The following is a 16,298-nucleotide window of genomic DNA, read 5'->3' on the forward strand; positions in this document are numbered from 1 at the left end:
GCGCCGGCCCTATTCCGAGAGGTGCTTTCCGCCTCCCGTATTTCCTTGGCCCCACTCTTCAACGAACTCAGCGGTGCTCAACTCCTCCAGATCCTTGCGAATCTGAACGATCAAGCGTTCGGCTTCTTCAAGGTTGGAGGTTTGCATGCGCAGCAGAATTGCATCATTTTTCAAGGAATGAACGACTACCTCGGCTCCGCGCGCTTCAAATTCCGCATCGCCGAGCGTTGCGGAGGCGATAGCTGCGGCCCACCGGCCGGCTGCCTTCAGCGGGGAATCCGCGCTGGCTTCAAGGCGTGCCTCATATTCTTCGGATGCGTGTGCTTCACCGGTCATGATCTGGCCTTTCGACTGCAACGACAGGATGCTCCTGTTATCCAATCATCTTAGGGTCGAAGCGATGGATAACGCGACTTATTTAGGCGTCAGTCTTTCGCTTTTCGTGCCCGGTATGCGCGAACATGCTCACGGTTGGCGCAGTTGCCGGTGTCGCAATACAATTTCGAGCGGTTGCGAGACAGGTCAAGCAGGGCGGCGCCGCAGTCGGTGGAGGCGCAGATGCGCAAGCGCTTGCGCCCGCCGGAGCGGATCACCTCGGCCAAGGCCATGGCTGCGTCCACCGCCATGCGGTCGTAGAGCGGGGCCCTGGTGGTGGTCGCGTGCAGGTGGTAACCCCATTTTTCGCTTTTGATGAGTTGCGGCTGGGCGTTGACGTTGCGCAGTATCTGATTGACTTTGAACACCGCGTCATCCTCATCGGTGGTCCAGATGCCTTTGAGCTGGGCACGCAGCTGGCGGATGGAACGCAGCTCGGACTGGTCCTGGGCATGGGGACCGCTGAAGTTCTCGGTGCGCAGGAACTGATCCAAATCCGGCACCGTGGAAAGCAAATCGACGAACGAGACCTCGGTGTTCAGCAGGTTCACGATGGTGTGCAGCGACGCTTCAATATCTGGCGCAAAGGTCATAAATCATTCCCGGGATGTTCGTGGATTGACGCGAGTTCAAGCGGATCCGTATTGTCATGATCATATAATCTTTTGCTCCTGAATCAGCTGCGTGTTCCTGTACCGCATGTCGTTCAGGAGCATTCGCAGCAAAGGCCTACCCGCTCATGTCACAGCCCCAAAAGCCACCAGTTTCCACGGCGTCGACGCTGAGCTCGCCGCGCGCTCACGGACAGCTGGCAGGAATCTGGATCGCGTTGGCTTCCTCGGCCGCATTCGGCCTGTCCGGCTCATTCGCCAAAGGGCTGTTCGAGGCCGGCTGGACCCCGGCGGCCGCGGTGGCGGTGCGCATGGCCGGCGCCGCCTTGGTGCTCGCGGTCCCTGCGCTTCTGGCGATGCGCGGACGCTGGACCTTGCTGCGCACCAACTGGGTTTCGATCCTGCTGTTCGGGTTCTTCGGGGTCGGCGCCTGCCAGCTGTGCTATTTTCTGGCGGTGGAACGACTCGATGTGGGTGTGGCACTGCTCCTTGAATACTTGGCGCCGGTGTTGATTGTGCTGGTGCTCTGGATGCGCCATAAGAAGCGCCCCTCGGCCGCGACCATTGGCGGCACCATGCTCGCTCTCGCCGGTTTGGTTGCGGTGCTGGACCTGAACGGAGCCTCTTCGCTGGATCCGATTGGAATTTTGTGGGGGCTTGGGGCTGCGGTCGGCTTGACCGTGTATTTCTTTGTCAGCGCCCGCGTTGACGGTGCATTGCCGCCGATTATCCTGTCGGCCGGGGGCATGCTCGTCGGTGCGCTTTCGCTGGCACTGGTGGGCTTATTCGGCATTCTGCCAATGCGTGCCGAATTCGGCAGTGGTTCCTTCGCCGGGATGCAGGTTCCGTGGTGGGTTGCCCTGCTGGGATTGATCTTGATAGCCACGGTGCTCTCCTACACCACCGGAGTGATGGCCGCCCGTGCGCTGGGCTCCAAGGTAGCTTCCTTCATTTCCTTGACCGAAGTGCTCTTCGCGGTGCTCTGGGCGTGGCTCTTGCTCTCCGAGCTGCCCGGAACGATCCAGCTTTTCGGCGGACTGCTGATCGTGCTGGGCGTGGTGCTGGTGCGCATCGACGAGTTGCGCTCCGCACGAATCCGCCGCTGAGGCTGACCGTCCGCTTCTTGGACTCGGATTTACACCATGGAAGATCCTCGGGGAATCGCACGCCAAGGAAAAGTGTGCGTGCGCTGCTGCCTCGCGGATTCACCCGTCCGGTGCCATAACTGGACCTCACCGAATGACTCTACGGCTCACGCTTCGCACGCAAAGACAAGGTCAGTGCACGCGATGACAAGAACCTGGCAGGCCCGCGACGCAGACTGGAAGAAAGTAGCGCGTATGCGTGATCGCGGTCACCGAGGATCGGTCCTGCGCATTGATATAGGAGAGCTCATGGACAATAAATCCGTCGTCGTGGTTGGAGCAGGTTCTGCAGGATCCGTGGTCGCTCGTCGGTTAGTGGACGCCGGCGCCAAGGTGACCTTGTTCGAAGCCGGGGGAGAAGACACCAACCCTGCGATTCATGACCTGTCCCGCATGGGTGAACTGTGGCATAGCCCAGATGACTGGGATTACCACACGGCTCCTATGCAAGGCGCCGCAAATAAGCCAATGCACCTGCCGCGCGGCAAGGTGCTGGGCGGATCCCACGCGCTCAACGCGACCATCTGGGTGCGCTGCGCGCCGCAGGACTTCGACGGCTGGGCCGAAGACTGCGGGGAACACTGGTCTTGGCGCAATGTTCTGCCCATCTACAAGTCCATTGAAAGCTTCTCCGGCGGCGCTGGCGAATTCCATGGCTCCGAGGGATTGGTTCCGGTGGACAACGACTATGAACTGGATCCGATCCAGCTCTCGATTATCGACGCTGCCGTGCAGACCGGGGTCGAATTCAATCCTGACTACAACGGCGAAAGTCTCGAAGGTGTCTCCAAAGAGCAGGTCAATATCGTTGACGGGGAACGCATCAATACCTGGAAGGCTTACCTGTTGCCGGTGCGCGAGCAGCTGGAAATCATCACCAACGCCGAGGTGCACTCGGTAATAGTCCAGGACGGTGCTGCCGTTGGCATTCGATACCAGCAAGATGGCCAGTTCAAAGAGCTTCTGGCAGATGAGGTGGTGCTGAGCGCCGGGGCGCTCGGCTCTCCGCAGATCCTGCTGCGTTCGGGCATCGGCCCAGGCGAAGAACTTGAACAGGTAGGCGTGAAACCGGTGCTGGAATCTCCGCAGGTGGGAAAGAACCTCCACGACCACCTGCTCGCACCGGTCATCGCCCAAACCACTACCCGGGATATTGACCCGCCACGAACCGGGGTCTCGGTGTCGCAGAGCCATCTGTTCGCCAGATCGCGGGCGGAACTGGAAATGCCGGACACCCAGCCGATTTTCTTCTCGGTTCCCATGTACTCGCCGGGGATGGACGCGATCGACGGAACCGCGCTGACCCTGCATTCCGGGATTGTCACGCCGGCCAGCCGAGGCGCGGTAACGCTGAGCGGACCGAATCTCGAAGACCCGGTAGTCATCGATTTGAATGCCCTGGACGATCCGCAGGATATGGAGTCCTTCTTGTTCTCCATCAAGCAGTGCCGGGAAATTGTGAAGCAGCCGGCGCTCGCGGAGGACTGGGGTGCCGTCGAGGTCTATCCGGGTCCCAAGGTGCAAAGCGATGCGGAGCTGGAAGCGTATATTCGCGAAAACGTGGTCACCTACCATCATCAGGTGGGTACCTGCCGGATGGGCAGCGACGACCAGGCCGTGCTCGACCCGCGACTCAAGCTCAACGGGCTGAGCGGATTGCGGGTGATCGATGCGTCGATCATGCCGACAATCACCACCGGCAACACCAACGCGCCGGCGATTCTGATCGGCGAGCTCGGAGCGCAGTTCCTCCTGGAGGATCTGGGGCTTGAGCCGCGCTAAAGCGTTCTAGCGGGGCTGCTGCTGGGCGCGTAATTCGCGGGCGATTGCGGCTAATCCGATGGTCAGCGAGCGCAGCTCATCGGCCGATATGCGGTAGAGGATTTCATCGGCGAGCTCTGGGCGATTCGCCACGAGTTCGCCGATGACCTCGCGGCCAAGACTGGTTGCCTTGATCCGCCGAATGCGCTGGTCCTTGGGATCGACGGTGCGTTCGGCGACACCGTGCGTGACCAAACGGTCCAGCATGCCCGACATGGAGGCCATGCTGACGTTGAAAAGCCTTGACAGCGATTGCACCGTCCCGCCCTCAAGGGTGGTGACCAGTATCGTGAGGACCTTCACCTGCTGTGCGGTGAGGTCCAGTTCCAGCAGCGGGATCACCGAGGCGGGAAGCGACACCGTGGAGATGTCTTCGGTCAGTGAGCGCAGTTCGTGGATTAGGCGCCGGTGCTCGCTGGCGTCATTCGTTTCGCTGGGCATGCTCTTATCGTAGTGCGGTTGGAAAGAAACCTTGATCTCTGATGGTTGCTCGGCGGTGGCCATTTGCCCTCCGATCCGTTGAATATAGCGCGCAGAATAGCCGATCAACCAGCGAGAATGCTGTTTTGAATAATTACTTAGGGTCAGGCTAAGCTTTTTGGTGGAAGGATCGACAGAGAGCAACCGAGAACCATGCAGGCGCGGATGATGGGGATCCCGCACCGGCACATCTTTCCCTGATGCATTTCTGGCGCAGGTCCTTCCGCCTAGTTCCCAAATCTGTTCAGGAAGACGAGGACCGCCCCGTGGGTCAAGTTCCATCCGCTCCCCAAATCAACGAATCCGAAATCGACGTCGAAGCGCTCCGCGCCAAGTATGCGCAAGAACGCCGGCGCCGCCTCCGCGAAGACGGCGCGGCCCAGTACCGAAAAGCTGCCGGAGAATTCGGCTACTACGCCAAGGATCCTTACACGCCGTTTGCCGCACGCGCACCGTTGGCCGATCGTGTTGAAGCTCTGGTCATCGGTGGCGGATTTGGCGGCCTGCTCACCGGAGCCAACCTGCGCAAAGCCGGCGTTGAATCGATCCGCATGCTCGATGAAGCAGGAGATTTCGGCGGAACCTGGTACTGGAACCGCTATCCAGGAATCCACTGCGATATCGAGTCCTATGTCTACATGCCTCTGCTCGAAGAGGTCGGCTACATGCCCACCCGGCGCTACGCACCAGGCGAAGAGATCCGCCAGCATGCGGTAGCCATCGCCAAGAAGTTTGACCTCTATGCCGATACCGCCTTCCATACCCGAGTCACCTCGCTGACTTGGGATGAGGAGTGCTCGGAATGGATCATCGAAACCGACCGCAATGACAAGATGCGCGCAAAATTCGTGATCACCTCCTCCGGTACGTTGACTCAGCCGAAACTTCCGGGCATTGAAGGTATTGAAAACTTCAAGGGCCACACCTTCCACACCAGCCGCTGGGATTACGACTACACCGCAGGGGATGCCAACGGCGGGTTGACCGGACTCGGCGACAAGCGCGTTGCGGTGATCGGTACCGGTGCCACCGGGCTGCAAGCCATCCCGCACGTGGCGGAAAACGCCAAGCACACCTTCGTCTTCCAGCGCACGCCATCAACCGTGGATATCCGCGCCAACCGCGACACAGACCCGCACTGGGCCGCGTCGCTGGAACCGGGCTGGCAGAAAAAGCGCCAAGACAACTTCCTGGATATCATCTCCGGTGAGGACTTCGACGAGGACCTGATCCAAGACGGCTGGACCACCGTTCCGCAGCTGCAACGTGCCATGATTACCGGCAAAATCGACGAGTCGCTCAGCGCCGAAGAGCGCGAGCGCGCCGAAGAATTGCTGGACTTCGCCAAGCTGAATCAAATCCGTTCCCGCGTGGATGAGATCGTGGAAGATCCGCAGGCCGCGGAGAAGCTCAAGCCCTGGTACCGCTACATGTGCAAGCGCCCGGGCTTCTCGGACACCTATTTGCAGAGCTTCAACCGGAAGAACGTCACCCTGGTGGATACCGCCGAATACGGCGGAGTGACCCGCATGACGGAAAGCGCAATCGTTGTCGGCGACACCGAGTACGAGGTCGACTGCGTCATCTTCGCCACCGGCTTCGACGTCGGAGTATCCGGTGTCCTTTCCGGAACCATGCCAGTGTACGGCCGGGGCGGATTGCCATTGCTGCATGCTTGGGCCCAGGGCCCCAAGACCCTTCATGGGTTCCAATCCCATGGATACCCGAACCTGTTCCACCTCGGCGCCTTGCAAAATGCGAATTCGGTGAACTTCGTGCATATCTTGCAGGAGCAGGCGGAGCATCTCTCGGCGATAATACAGGCCGGACGCAGCGCAGGAGTGTCCATCATTGAGCCCTCGGTCGAGGAGCAAGAGGAATGGACCCGCACCATTCATGGCTCGGCGATCGACAACAGCAAATTCCAGTTGGAATGCACCCCCGGCTACTACAACAACGAAGGCAAGGCGCGTCCGAACCTGAACTCCTTTGGCCCTGGCCCGGTAGCGTTCGCGAAGCTGCTGAAGCAATGGCGCGAGAATGAACTGGAAGCCTACATCGCCCGTCACATAGAGGTGAACGCATGAGCGCCCGCGGCCGTTTGCTCCAAACCGGCGGACTCTTAACCGCATCCCTGTTGCTGCTCAGCGGCTGTGCCGCCGGTGGCACCGCCACTTCCTCCGCAGCAACGCAGCTAGTGGCAGAGGAATTCACGCAAGTCAGCGAAGTCCACGAAGCGACGGGTATGGCATTGCTCGAAGGCCCAACCTTCGGCGCTGACGGCCACCTCTATTTGGTGGACGTCGTCTCGGGACCGGGCGAGCCGAAACTGCTGAAGGTGGATGTGACGAGCAAGGAAGTCTCCAGCCTCTATACGGATGATTCCGGAGCCTATTCGTCGGCGCAGTTTTCCCCGAAGGATGGAAAGCTGTACCTGAGCGACATCGCCGGCGGAAGAATCATCAGCATGAATGCCGATGGCTCGGAGGCCGAAACCTTCTTTGCAGGGCAAGTAGATGGCAGGCGGGTGAGCCCGGATGACATCGCGTTCAACGAGGACGGTGATCTCTTTGTCAGCGACTTCACCGCATTCCCGGGCGTTCCGCTAGAAGCGGCCCAGGCCGGTCGCATCATCCGAATCGATGCCGACAGTGCCAAGGGCTCGGTGGTGGCCGAGGATCTGCCATCCACCAACGGGATTTCCTTCAACGAGGATTTCACCGCGCTGTGGCTCAGCCAGTATGCCGCGAACCGAATCGACCTGCTAAAGCTCAACGCGCAGGGCACGCAAGCGGCCGCCATCCACCCGGCGGTCTACGTCGATGGGGGAGAAGCGCAAGTGGATTCCAATGCGGTGGACGCGGCGGGCAACGTCTATCAGATGTTCGAGCATGACACGCGAGTTGATGTGTACAGTCCCAAGGGGCAACTGCTCGCGCAGGTGAAAATGCCAGAAGCTGCGCAGGGACTGGACTCGGCGACGAATATTGCCATCAAGCCCGGAACTACCGAAGGGTTCATCACCGTCAGCGGCGCAGCGGGCGGATTCATTTACACCTTTGAATCCTTGGCTGAGGGCATCCGACAAACCAACGGCGGCTAGCGACGCGGTCTCGGAGTAAAAAATAGATCGGCACCGCACCCCAAGCGGGGTGCGGTGCCTATTTCAGTTAATCTATGGACACGGTTTGCTTTTCGGATTCACCGGCTGCCTCGGTGGCTGCCGGGCCGTGGATGCGGAAGGCCCCGGCGTCTTCCTTCTCTACCGCGACCTTTGCCACGTGCGCGGCACGAAGCGCCACGTGCCCCGGTTTGCGCCGCACCACGCGGTATCCGATGGCCAGGCCGATGAACCACAGCGGGGTGACCAGCAGGGCTGACAACGTATCGCTCTGCGTGGTCAAGGCCCAGAGGATGAATCCGAAGAAGGCCAACACCACATAGGGCATGAAGGTGCCACCGGGCATCTTGAACTTGCTCTGCGCATGCAGGTGCGGACGGCGCTTGCGGTACACGAGGTAGCTGACCAGGATGATCGACCAGACGAACATGAAGCACAGGGCCGCTACGGTGGTGACCAGGGTGAAAGCAACCATCACCGAATCGCCGCTGTAGAGCAGCACCACTCCGGCCAGCAGGAACATGCAGGAGAACATCAGTGCGTTGCGCGGCACCTTGTTTTCGGACAACTGAGCGAAGGCCTTCGGTGCGTCGCCCTCAAGAGCCAAGCCGCGGATCATGCGGGAGGTCGAGTAGATGCCCGAGTTCGCGCTGGACGTCGCGCTGGTGAGCACCACGAAGTTGATGATGCCCGCCGCGCCGGCCAGCCCGGCCAAGGCGAACATGCCCACGAACGGGGATTCTCCGGCGGAGAACAGGCGCCATGGCTGAACGGCCATGAGGATGATGAGCGCACCCACGTAGAAGATCAGGATGCGGATGGGAATGGAATTGATGGCCTTGGGGAGGGTCTTCTCGGGGTCCTTGGTTTCGGCCGCGGTGGTGCCGACCAGCTCTATTCCCACGAATGCGAATACTGCAATCTGGAAACCTGCAACGAAGCCCATGAAGCCGGTCGGGAACATTCCGCCGTCGGCCCAGAGGTTGTTGAAGGAAGCGGTAGCATCATTGTGCCCGAAGCTGGTGATGACCATGACCAGGCCGACGACAATCAGCGCGCAGATGGCCACGATCTTGATCATGGAGAACCAGAACTCGGTTTCGCCGAAGGCCTTCACCGTGGCCAGATTCAGCACCAGCAACAACGCGATGCATGCGAGTGCCGGGATCCAAAGCGGAAGGTTCCCCCACCAGAAAGCGACGTAGTGTGCAATGGCCACCACGTCCGCGATACCCGTGACTACCCAGCAGAACCAGTAGGTCCAGCCGGTGAAAAACGCGGCCCACGGGCCGAGCAGGTCGCCTGCGAAGTCCGCGAAAGTCTTGTAATTCAGGTTCGAAAGCAGCAGTTCACCCATGGCACGCATGACGAAGAACAGCATGAAGCCGATAACCATGTATACGAAGATGACAGATGGTCCGGCGACCGAAATAGTTTTACCCGAGCCCATGAACAAGCCGGTGCCGATGGCACCGCCAATGGCGATGAGCTGGATATGACGGTTAGAGAGCCCGCGTTCGAGTTTGGGTGAAGAGCTGGTATCGCTCATGCTGCTGCCTTCCAGGAGTGGTGAGGTGCTTCGATGAGGTGCCATGGCGAACCACTAGGGGTTTCGCCACGTTGCGGCAGATCTACGTTCGCACTCGAACCGTCGGACTCCGCGGCAAGATTCTCCGCACCGAAACGTAGCGGACGAGGCCCATCTAGGGATCGCCCTGCACGAAGGTGGAGATAGTTTGCCAAGGGGAGAACTTTCGAATCGGGTGCGTACGGTGCGGCACTGTTCTTAGTTCCTCCCCAATCTGTTTGAAGACCTGAGAGTTTTCACCTCGATCCGGTGGGGATCGGAGGTTTGCTCCGTCGGTGAGCAAGGACTAGTCCTTGCTGCTTTCCAGATTCGCCTCGTCGTGGCGGTACGGGTGCCTGAGAGTTTCCCGGGGAGGAATTGCTCCTACGGCGCCCGCCCTTGGCTTGGGCGGGACTCTCCCGCCACGCGTCAACGGCGTACTGCTTGTGATTGCAGTCACAGTATGCCCAGCTCTTTTCTGCTTGCGCAAACCGGCATGGAGTTTATTGCATGAGCAATCCATGGCTTGCTCATGCCTGAGCCCGGTATTGGGCGGTTTTGGGGGAGATGCCCGTTTTAAATATGAAGCGTTTTGTTGTCGAGTACGAGCGGCGCCACCGGATGATGACTTGCAGATACTTAGACGAGAGAGAAATTTACTGGTCAGAAAGCGGGGAGCATATTCGTGGATCAGCTTTAGGACGAAATAAGTATGAAAACTTTTGCGGCGGCTTCCTGAAAAATTGTTCTGGATGTTGGCTGCGCAAGCCGACGTTGTTTCGTTTTCATCCGATGCTGCGCGCGAAGCGGCGGCCTCGGTGCAGCCCTTGCCACCGTATTCTCCGGGCTTCGTACCTGGAGTCGAGGCGCCGGCCCGAGCAATCTGCAGGCAATTAAAAACCGGAGCCCAGCCAATGGCTGGGCTCCGGTTCATCACTCGCACCTTTGAGGAAGGTAGTTACCACTCTAGGGGCGGCAACTGTTTGGCTACTGTGTGCGCGGTGCCTATTCGCTTTGCATGCCGAGCGGTTATGCCACGGGCGCCGCTTCGTCGACGAAATCAGCCGGTGAAGGGAACGCGCTCCCAGCTGAGAATTTCTGCACCCTGTGCCGAGTTCGGCGCAACGCTCACGCGCAGCCACTCGCTTGAGGTTGCGGCACCCTCGACGGTGACCCGCTGCAAATTCGGAACCGGGTCGACACCGTAGACCTCTAGCCACGGTGAACCGGCGGCCAGCGGCGCATCTTCGTTGAACACGTGGCTGTCGCCATTGACCAGATACACCGGTCCGCCGAAGGCCGCTGATTCGTTGGCTAGGGCTTCGACAAACGACTTGAAGCCTGAAACGGATTCGGGGTTTGCCAGGGAATCATCCTCGAACCCCGGGGTGAACATATCTGCCTGGGTCATCACCACTACGGCGCGCGCCTGGGATCGTTTCGCATTGGCGAAGGTTTCGGCCAGTTGGTCGAGGTTTGCTTCGGTGCGCAGCGCGACTTCTTCCAGCTGTTCGGAAGTTGGTGCGGTCAGTCCGAGTCCAGCCCACGGGGCCAGGGAGTTATTGGATCCCTGGACGTTCACCACGGAGAAGGCGACACGGTTCTTCGTGAATTGGACGTTTTCCGGTAAACCGATGTCCGCCTGGGAATCTACCTGCATGGTGCCGCCCAGGGTCTTGTTTTCGACCGGGAAGAACATTTCACGCAGGGTATCCAATCGCTCCAGCGGGTTGTAGCCGCCGTTGTTGGCCCGGTGGCAGTCGACCCATTCGTTGTCGCCCGGGGTGAATACCAGCGGAGTTTGAAGCCGATCCAGTTCCTCCTTGACCAGGCTCAGGCGTTCGTCGGTGCATTTTTCGGAACCTGCCTTGATATCCCCGACATGGGCGATGAAACGAAGCTCGTCTTGCTCGTTAAGTTCGCTAACCATGTTGGGGAATTCGGCCAGTTGGGCTGCGCCGTAGGGGATGTCTCCAATGACGCCGAAGGTGTAAGCGGGGTCCGCGGACCCCGCGGAATTCGCAACTGCTGGGGCCGCTGGGGCGAGGAGAACTGCACAGGCCAAGGCGGCGAAGCCCTGAAGGAAACGAAAACGCATGAGGCACTCCTGTATTTCGGTGCGAGATGAGGCTGAAAGACCTCTGCCACACTATGAGGCAAGGGTTAATAGCCGGCAACGGAATCGTTGCAGGAGCGTGAAAACGAGCGCTCCTGGGCATGCGCTAGGCAGTCTTAACCAGCAGCGGCTACCGGACCCTACGGGGAATGTAGGAGCGGTAGCCGTTTGGCGCTTAGAGCAGCTGTTACCCGGGACTACTTCTTTTCCTGCGGGTCGGTCGCCAAGACTGCCTCGGTGTAGCGGCGCTCGAATTCCTCGGCGGAAACTGACTCGCGTTCCACTCGGAAAGAGGACTCAGGGATGCCAAGAACCGCCGCGATGAGGGTGCGGGTGTATCCGGCAATCTTGCGGGACTTCCGGGTGGAGGTGACGTGGTCCAGCTCCGGGACCCAGATGTTCCACCAGCCGGCTTGCTTGCCCACCACCGCGTGGAATACTCGTTGCTCGTTCATCTGTTGTCCTACTTTCATGGATGCACCAACCGTGAGTCCAGCTAGAGGTAATTGCTTAGAGCAGGCAGCCACCTGCACGCCGCCTGCTCTAATGTTCTATCATCGGTGGCCTCTGCGCCAAGACAACTTGCGCCACCTGGCAGCAATTGGCCTGTGGCTACTTCGCCAACGGCGCGCCGTCCTGGCTGACCGGGAAGGTCACCACATCGTCGTATACGCGTCGTTCGGTGCGTTCAAGCTGGTATTCCGAATCCAACTTCGGGAAGACGTATACCGGGGTCAATGTGAGCTCTGCTCCCTTGGCCTTCTTCGCGATGTCGATTTGCAGGTGTCCGTAGTGCAGACCGCCGGATACGAGCTGCGCTACGCCATTTTCGTCCTCTTCCCAGATCTCTGACTGGTCTGCCGGCGCTGACCACTGCGAGTGCGAGTTGAAGCGCAATGGTTCGTACTCGCCCTGGGCATTCTGCACCAGCTTTTCACCGCGCAGGCCGTCGGCGGCCACGCCCACATCATAGGAGTGGAAGCCTCGGCCGTCGCCGTCCGCGTCAACCCAAGAACGCTCGAACATCTCGTCATGGCCGGAGATGACCGCGGCGACCCCGTGTTCCTCGAACATTGGCGAGTACGCGCGCATTGTGGTGCCGGACTGGTTGTCGGGGTGCTCATGGTTCGGCGGGGTGCCGTGCACGCCGTTGGAATAGGCGGCATGGTGGAACTGGACGAGCACAATCTGGCCGTCGGCGCGGGCTTCGGCCAATTGCTTCTCGGCCCAGTCCCATTGGGCCGACCCGGCATCCATATTTGGCAGGTCAACATCTTGCTCGGTTGAGCCGGGGAATAGATCCTTGAAGCCCTGAACATAGGATTCAAAGGTGAACTGGCCTTGGGTGTCGGTGGACTGGTTCTCAGCGGTCAGATTGGTGTCGTCCCCAGAGAATTTTTCGCCGGACAAGGTGCCGGTGCTGGTGTTCTCATCGGGTCGGCCATTGGTGGAGTCCAAGGTCAGGACCGTGACCGGCCCATGATCCACCCGGTAGTAGGAACCCTTGTATTCGGGGTGCTCCGGGTCCTGCGGCAAGGAGAAATAATCCAGGAAGCGGTTGCGTGAAATTACCGCGGGGGTGCGGTCTGCGTCCGAACCGTAGCCACCGTTCAGGGCCGCATAGGTTTCCCAATTGCCCAATGCCGGAAGCAACGGAACGTTGGAGGCCAGATCCGAGTGTTCACCGGCAACATGTCCGAAGAACTCATCCCATGCCGGCTGGTATCCCGAGCCCTGCGTCAGGTCCCCGGCCATCATGACCAGATCCGGGTTGGCGGCCTGAACATGCCTGAGATTTTCGTTGAAGGCGGTGGACTGGTCCAGCGGATAGCGCAAGGTCGGCTGGCCATAGCGGGTGGTCATTCCAAAAGTCTCGGCCCACTTTGAATCGGTGCTCGGGCGCTGCAAGGACTCGGAGGTATATCCGTTGACCGGGGAAAGCTCCCATTCACGGTGCTCGGTGCGTCCGCGAGGTTCGGTCTCCGAGTCGGAGAAGGCAACAATGCGGATGTTCTTCCAGGATTTTCCATCTGGCGCTGTTTCGAAAGCGGCAGTATGCCTCTGACCCGATTGGGTGACCGTGTAGTCGTATTTCTTGCCTGGTTTGAGATCTTCGATGGTCACCGAGTGCTTGTAATTGGAATTCGACTTCAGCCAGGTGCCCTGTTCAAGTCCGGGGATCTGCTGCTCGAGTTCGGCCTGGGTGTACTCCATCAAGTCCAGGTATTCAGGCTCGCTGCTTTGGGCGCTGCTATTTCCTTTGCCCGGCTGGTTGCCGAGACCCGGCCCCTGGACTGAGAGGGTTCCTGGTTGGTCGGTTTCGCTGATCCAGTTGATGGTCATCGAGGTCGCGCCTGGAGCCTGCAGGTAGGGCAGAACACGAAATCCGGGTTCTGGAGATTTGGCGGTGGACGCCGGGAAGGACATGGGGGCGCTGGCTGGCAGGGCTGCCGCCGGTGTAGCAGGCGCGATGGCCAGCGGGAGCAGAACGGCGGCCGCGAGCGCGACGGCGGTGGGCTTGTGCATGAGCAATTCTCCTGTGCGAGTGTGATCGCCCGAGTTGGCGGGCAATACCTCGAGGATGCACAGCGCGAATGGACAAAACGTGCACGGAAGGAGTCGAAGAGGTGAACCTGCTCGGTGATCCTAGTCTCCGGACATTGAGTTGCTTTCCTGTCGCAGGGATTGGGGCAGCGCGCTGCCCCAATGAGACCGGCCGAGATCGGTTGCACGCCTTGCCGCGTAGGCCTCAAGCGTTGCCTCCACGAAATCGGCTCAGAGCAGATGCAGGGACTCTGCAAAGCAGCAGGTTCGAGTCGGCTTTTTACGTGGCGGGCTCCTCAGAGCTTGGATCGAGGCGCCCGGTCAGGCACCACGAGTCGCTAGCTGCCGACGGATTCGAGGGTGTACCCAGCTTCTTCGACGGCCTGGCGAATCGTCTCTTGCCCCACGGCGCCGCTGGTGCTGATGATTGCAGTTGAGACCCCCTTGGCGTCCAAGATGATCTCGACGCTCTGGACCTCGGGGATTTCTTTGAGTTCTTCGGTCACCGAAGAGACGCAATGACCGCAAGTCATTCCCGAGATCTTCAGTTCGGTCTGGCTGATGATGGGCGTAGCCTCCGGACGCGGAATGATCTGCAGTCCTTGGCTGGTGGGCTTTGAATTATCGGAACATCCGCAGTTGCAGGCATGGCTCATGTTTGGATCTCTTTCGTTGAAAAGGGTGGAAAGTCTTCGAGGATTAGCGCAGCAACCGGGAGATGGCTGCGGTGGCTTCGGAGATCTTGTCCTGAACGATGCTCGCATCCCCGGATTGGATTGACTCTTCGGCGGCACCCACCACGCAGTGGCCGATATGGTCTTCGACTAGTTGAAGGCTGACCTTGTGCAAGGCCGCGTTGATGGCTGAAATCTGGGTGAGAATATCAATGCAATATTTGTCCTCATCCACCATGCGGGCAACACCGCGCACCTGTCCTTCGATACGGTTCAGGCGCTTTCGCAACGCCTCCTTTTCGGGAGTGTACCCGTGGGGTGCCGTGGGTTGCGCCTGCTTAGTTTGAGAGTCCATACATCAATAATACCCCCGAGGGGTATTATTTGCACGTGACCTCGATGGTGACTTTCGGCAAGAAACTTACTTGCCGGACTGAGTCTCCGCATGAGTTCCTCTGGCTCGTTGCCTGCCCCTGGAAATCATGTGCCAAGGCTTGCCCTGTAAGTTCTGTCCGCTAGGGCTCACGTCTGCAACTGGTTTCCGGCAAGAACAGGTGTCCAATTGCTCACAGCCTGGCACCGCGCATCAGCTGGTCTGTGCCAATGATCCTGCGCGTGATCTTCGGCGCGATGGCCGCTGGCGGTATGTCTCATCCCGAGGGTGGTGCGTAAACCACGATAGGCTTCTACGTGTGAGCCACAATGAACTTCGCGTGCGTCCGATATCCAGCACCGAGCACTCCGCGTTCCTTGCTACCGCGCAAGATGTCAGCTTCCTTCAGCGTCCCGAATGGGCACAGGTCAAGGGAGGCTGGCGGGGGGAATCGCTCGGCTGGTTCGATAGCGACACCCTGGTTGGAGTCGCGTTGGTCCTGCACCGCCACGCGCCGGTGATCAAAAAGACCCTCGCCTACGTTCCCGATGGCCCGGTCATTGATTTCGCAACCTATGACCCGCAGGCTGTGCTTTCCATACTCGCTAGCTATCTGAAAGACCGCGGTGCCTTTCAGCTGCGCCTCGGCCCGGGGCTGACGGTGCGCACCTGGGGTGCGGCGGCTGTGCGAAAAGCATTTGGCAAGGAAGAGCTCGCTTCACTAGCGGACCTGGAAACCGTGTCGGTCAATGAAGAAGCCCATAAGCTCAACGAGGCACTCGGCGACTTGGGGTTCACCAAGCAGGACGTCGGAATGGACTTCGCCGCCGGGCAGCCGGAGTACGTGGCACGGGTTGCGTTGCAGGATCACGCGGGGAACCAGCTGGATACCGACCAGGTAATGGCTTCCTACTCCTCATCCACCCGCAACGAAACGCGCAAGTCGCTCAAGAGCGAGCTGAAGGTTGAAATCGGGGAAACCCAGGACATGGCACGCTTCCATGCCCTGTATAACCACACGGCCGAACGCCAAGAGTTCACCGGTCGCCCGCTGAGCTATTTCGAAAAGATGCACACGGTGCTTAATGCCGCGGTACCCGGCTCCTGCACCCTGTACATCGCCAGCCACGAAGGCGTAGACCTGGCCTCGGCTATCGTGCTGCGCTCAAGCAACCTCGCTTGGTACCTCTATGGAGCCTCGTCTTCGGAACAGCGCAAGCTCTTCGCCCCCAAGGCATTGATGCATCACATGATTTCGGATTCCACCGACGCCGGATGCCGGTACTTGGACCAAGGTGGCGTCAGTGCCACCTTGGATGGAGCGCACCATCTGGCAGGTCTGACCAAATTCAAGACCAACACCGGCTGCGACATTGTGCAAACCAATGGCGAATGGGATCTTGCGCTGAATAAGCCGCTTGCCTGGGCATTTGAGAAGTATATGAACTGGCGAAAGAAGTAGGAACCAAAA

Annotated in this window: 14 protein-coding genes and 1 riboswitch; of the genes, 5 read left to right on the forward strand and 9 right to left on the reverse strand. The window is 59.7% G+C overall.

Translation table 11 applies throughout. From position 1 onward, the window contains the following. Nucleotides 1-9: 9 nt before the first annotated feature. Nucleotides 10-336 (reverse strand): hypothetical protein, encoded by a 327-nt coding sequence (locus CIK76_RS10505; protein WP_105552695.1) that lies wholly within the window; start codon nt 334-336, stop codon nt 10-12. Nucleotides 337-425: 89 nt separating this feature from the next. Further along, entirely contained in the window at nt 426-968 is a 543-nt protein-coding gene (locus tag CIK76_RS10510; protein ID WP_096286173.1) for a CGNR zinc finger domain-containing protein, read from the reverse strand. Between the two features lie 146 nt (nt 969-1,114). On the opposite strand from CIK76_RS10510, the gene CIK76_RS10515 reads away from it, so the two are divergent. Beyond that, the gene (locus tag CIK76_RS10515) at nt 1,115-2,092 is read left to right on the forward strand and encodes an EamA family transporter (protein ID WP_096286175.1); all 978 of its coding nucleotides are present in this window, start codon (nt 1,115-1,117) and stop codon (nt 2,090-2,092) included. Between the two features lie 288 nt (nt 2,093-2,380). Then, nucleotides 2,381-3,913, forward strand: a complete 1,533-nt coding sequence (locus CIK76_RS10520; protein WP_096286331.1) for an FAD-dependent oxidoreductase — start codon at nt 2,381-2,383, stop codon at nt 3,911-3,913. Between the two features lie 6 nt (nt 3,914-3,919). Here CIK76_RS10520 and CIK76_RS19400 read toward each other — a convergent pair whose 3' ends face one another. Further along, nucleotides 3,920-4,393: a MarR family transcriptional regulator gene (locus tag CIK76_RS19400; protein ID WP_176484168.1), complete on the reverse strand. Its 474-nt coding sequence runs from the start codon at nt 4,391-4,393 to the stop codon at nt 3,920-3,922. A gap of 305 nt (nt 4,394-4,698) precedes the next feature. Here CIK76_RS19400 and CIK76_RS10530 point away from each other — a divergent pair, with 305 nt between their 5' ends. Both CIK76_RS10530 and CIK76_RS10535 read left to right on the forward strand, forming a co-directional pair. Beyond that, on the forward strand, nt 4,699-6,519 hold the full coding sequence (locus CIK76_RS10530; protein WP_255248435.1) for an NAD(P)/FAD-dependent oxidoreductase: 1,821 nt from the start codon (nt 4,699-4,701) through the stop codon (nt 6,517-6,519). Continuing rightward, complete coding sequence (locus CIK76_RS10535; RefSeq protein WP_096286179.1) at nt 6,516-7,535, forward strand: SMP-30/gluconolactonase/LRE family protein; 1,020 nt, start codon at nt 6,516-6,518, stop codon at nt 7,533-7,535. The genes CIK76_RS10530 and CIK76_RS10535 overlap by 4 nt, the downstream gene beginning before the upstream one ends. 67 nt (nt 7,536-7,602) lie before the next feature. Here CIK76_RS10535 and cycA read toward each other — a convergent pair whose 3' ends face one another. The 6 genes from cycA to CIK76_RS10565 form a co-directional block, all read right to left on the reverse strand. Next, entirely contained in the window at nt 7,603-9,102 is a 1,500-nt protein-coding gene (gene cycA, locus CIK76_RS10540) for a D-serine/D-alanine/glycine transporter (RefSeq protein ID WP_096286181.1), read from the reverse strand. 352 nt (nt 9,103-9,454) lie between these two features. Beyond that, nucleotides 9,455-9,552, reverse strand: a riboswitch (glycine riboswitch). A 628-nt stretch (nt 9,553-10,180) separates the two neighbouring features. Continuing rightward, entirely contained in the window at nt 10,181-11,218 is a 1,038-nt protein-coding gene (locus CIK76_RS10545) for a metallophosphoesterase (protein ID WP_096286183.1), read from the reverse strand. Nucleotides 11,219-11,433: 215 nt separating this feature from the next. Beyond that, nucleotides 11,434-11,691: a hypothetical protein gene (locus CIK76_RS10550; protein WP_096286185.1), complete on the reverse strand. Its 258-nt coding sequence runs from the start codon at nt 11,689-11,691 to the stop codon at nt 11,434-11,436. A gap of 157 nt (nt 11,692-11,848) precedes the next feature. Continuing rightward, nucleotides 11,849-13,762, reverse strand: coding sequence for a metallophosphoesterase (locus CIK76_RS10555; protein ID WP_096286187.1), 1,914 nt, complete (start codon nt 13,760-13,762; stop codon nt 11,849-11,851). A gap of 356 nt (nt 13,763-14,118) precedes the next feature. Next, nucleotides 14,119-14,436, reverse strand: coding sequence for a heavy-metal-associated domain-containing protein (locus CIK76_RS10560; protein ID WP_096286189.1), 318 nt, complete (start codon nt 14,434-14,436; stop codon nt 14,119-14,121). Between the two features lie 43 nt (nt 14,437-14,479). After that, a complete protein-coding gene (locus tag CIK76_RS10565; RefSeq protein WP_096286191.1) occupies nt 14,480-14,809 on the reverse strand; it encodes a metal-sensitive transcriptional regulator in 330 nt (109 codons plus the stop codon). A gap of 337 nt (nt 14,810-15,146) precedes the next feature. Here CIK76_RS10565 and CIK76_RS10570 point away from each other — a divergent pair, with 337 nt between their 5' ends. Next, on the forward strand, nt 15,147-16,289 hold the full coding sequence (locus CIK76_RS10570) for a peptidoglycan bridge formation glycyltransferase FemA/FemB family protein (protein ID WP_096286193.1): 1,143 nt from the start codon (nt 15,147-15,149) through the stop codon (nt 16,287-16,289). Nucleotides 16,290-16,298 lie beyond the last annotated feature (9 nt).

This window comes from Glutamicibacter sp. BW80, from assembly GCF_002332385.1.
Taxonomy (GTDB): Bacteria; Actinomycetota; Actinomycetes; order Actinomycetales; family Micrococcaceae; genus Glutamicibacter.

Bases quoted from the DNA above. Each gene is read 5' to 3' on its own strand.
- CIK76_RS10505 (WP_105552695.1), bottom strand. From the start codon at position 336: ATGACCGGTGAAGCACACGCATCCGAAGAATATGAGGCACGCCTTGAA.
- CIK76_RS10510 (WP_096286173.1), bottom strand. From the start codon at position 968: ATGACCTTTGCGCCAGATATTGAAGCGTCGCTGCACACCATCGTGAAC.
- CIK76_RS10515 (WP_096286175.1), top strand. From the start codon at position 1,115: ATGTCACAGCCCCAAAAGCCACCAGTTTCCACGGCGTCGACGCTGAGC.
- CIK76_RS10520 (WP_096286331.1), top strand. From the start codon at position 2,381: ATGGACAATAAATCCGTCGTCGTGGTTGGAGCAGGTTCTGCAGGATCC.
- CIK76_RS19400 (WP_176484168.1), bottom strand. From the start codon at position 4,393: ATGCCCAGCGAAACGAATGACGCCAGCGAGCACCGGCGCCTAATCCAC.
- CIK76_RS10535 (WP_096286179.1), top strand. From the start codon at position 6,516: ATGAGCGCCCGCGGCCGTTTGCTCCAAACCGGCGGACTCTTAACCGCA.
- cycA (WP_096286181.1), bottom strand. From the start codon at position 9,102: ATGAGCGATACCAGCTCTTCACCCAAACTCGAACGCGGGCTCTCTAAC.
- CIK76_RS10545 (WP_096286183.1), bottom strand. From the start codon at position 11,218: ATGCGTTTTCGTTTCCTTCAGGGCTTCGCCGCCTTGGCCTGTGCAGTT.
- CIK76_RS10550 (WP_096286185.1), bottom strand. From the start codon at position 11,691: ATGAACGAGCAACGAGTATTCCACGCGGTGGTGGGCAAGCAAGCCGGC.
- CIK76_RS10555 (WP_096286187.1), bottom strand. From the start codon at position 13,762: ATGCACAAGCCCACCGCCGTCGCGCTCGCGGCCGCCGTTCTGCTCCCG.
- CIK76_RS10560 (WP_096286189.1), bottom strand. From the start codon at position 14,436: ATGAGCCATGCCTGCAACTGCGGATGTTCCGATAATTCAAAGCCCACC.
- CIK76_RS10565 (WP_096286191.1), bottom strand. From the start codon at position 14,809: ATGGACTCTCAAACTAAGCAGGCGCAACCCACGGCACCCCACGGGTAC.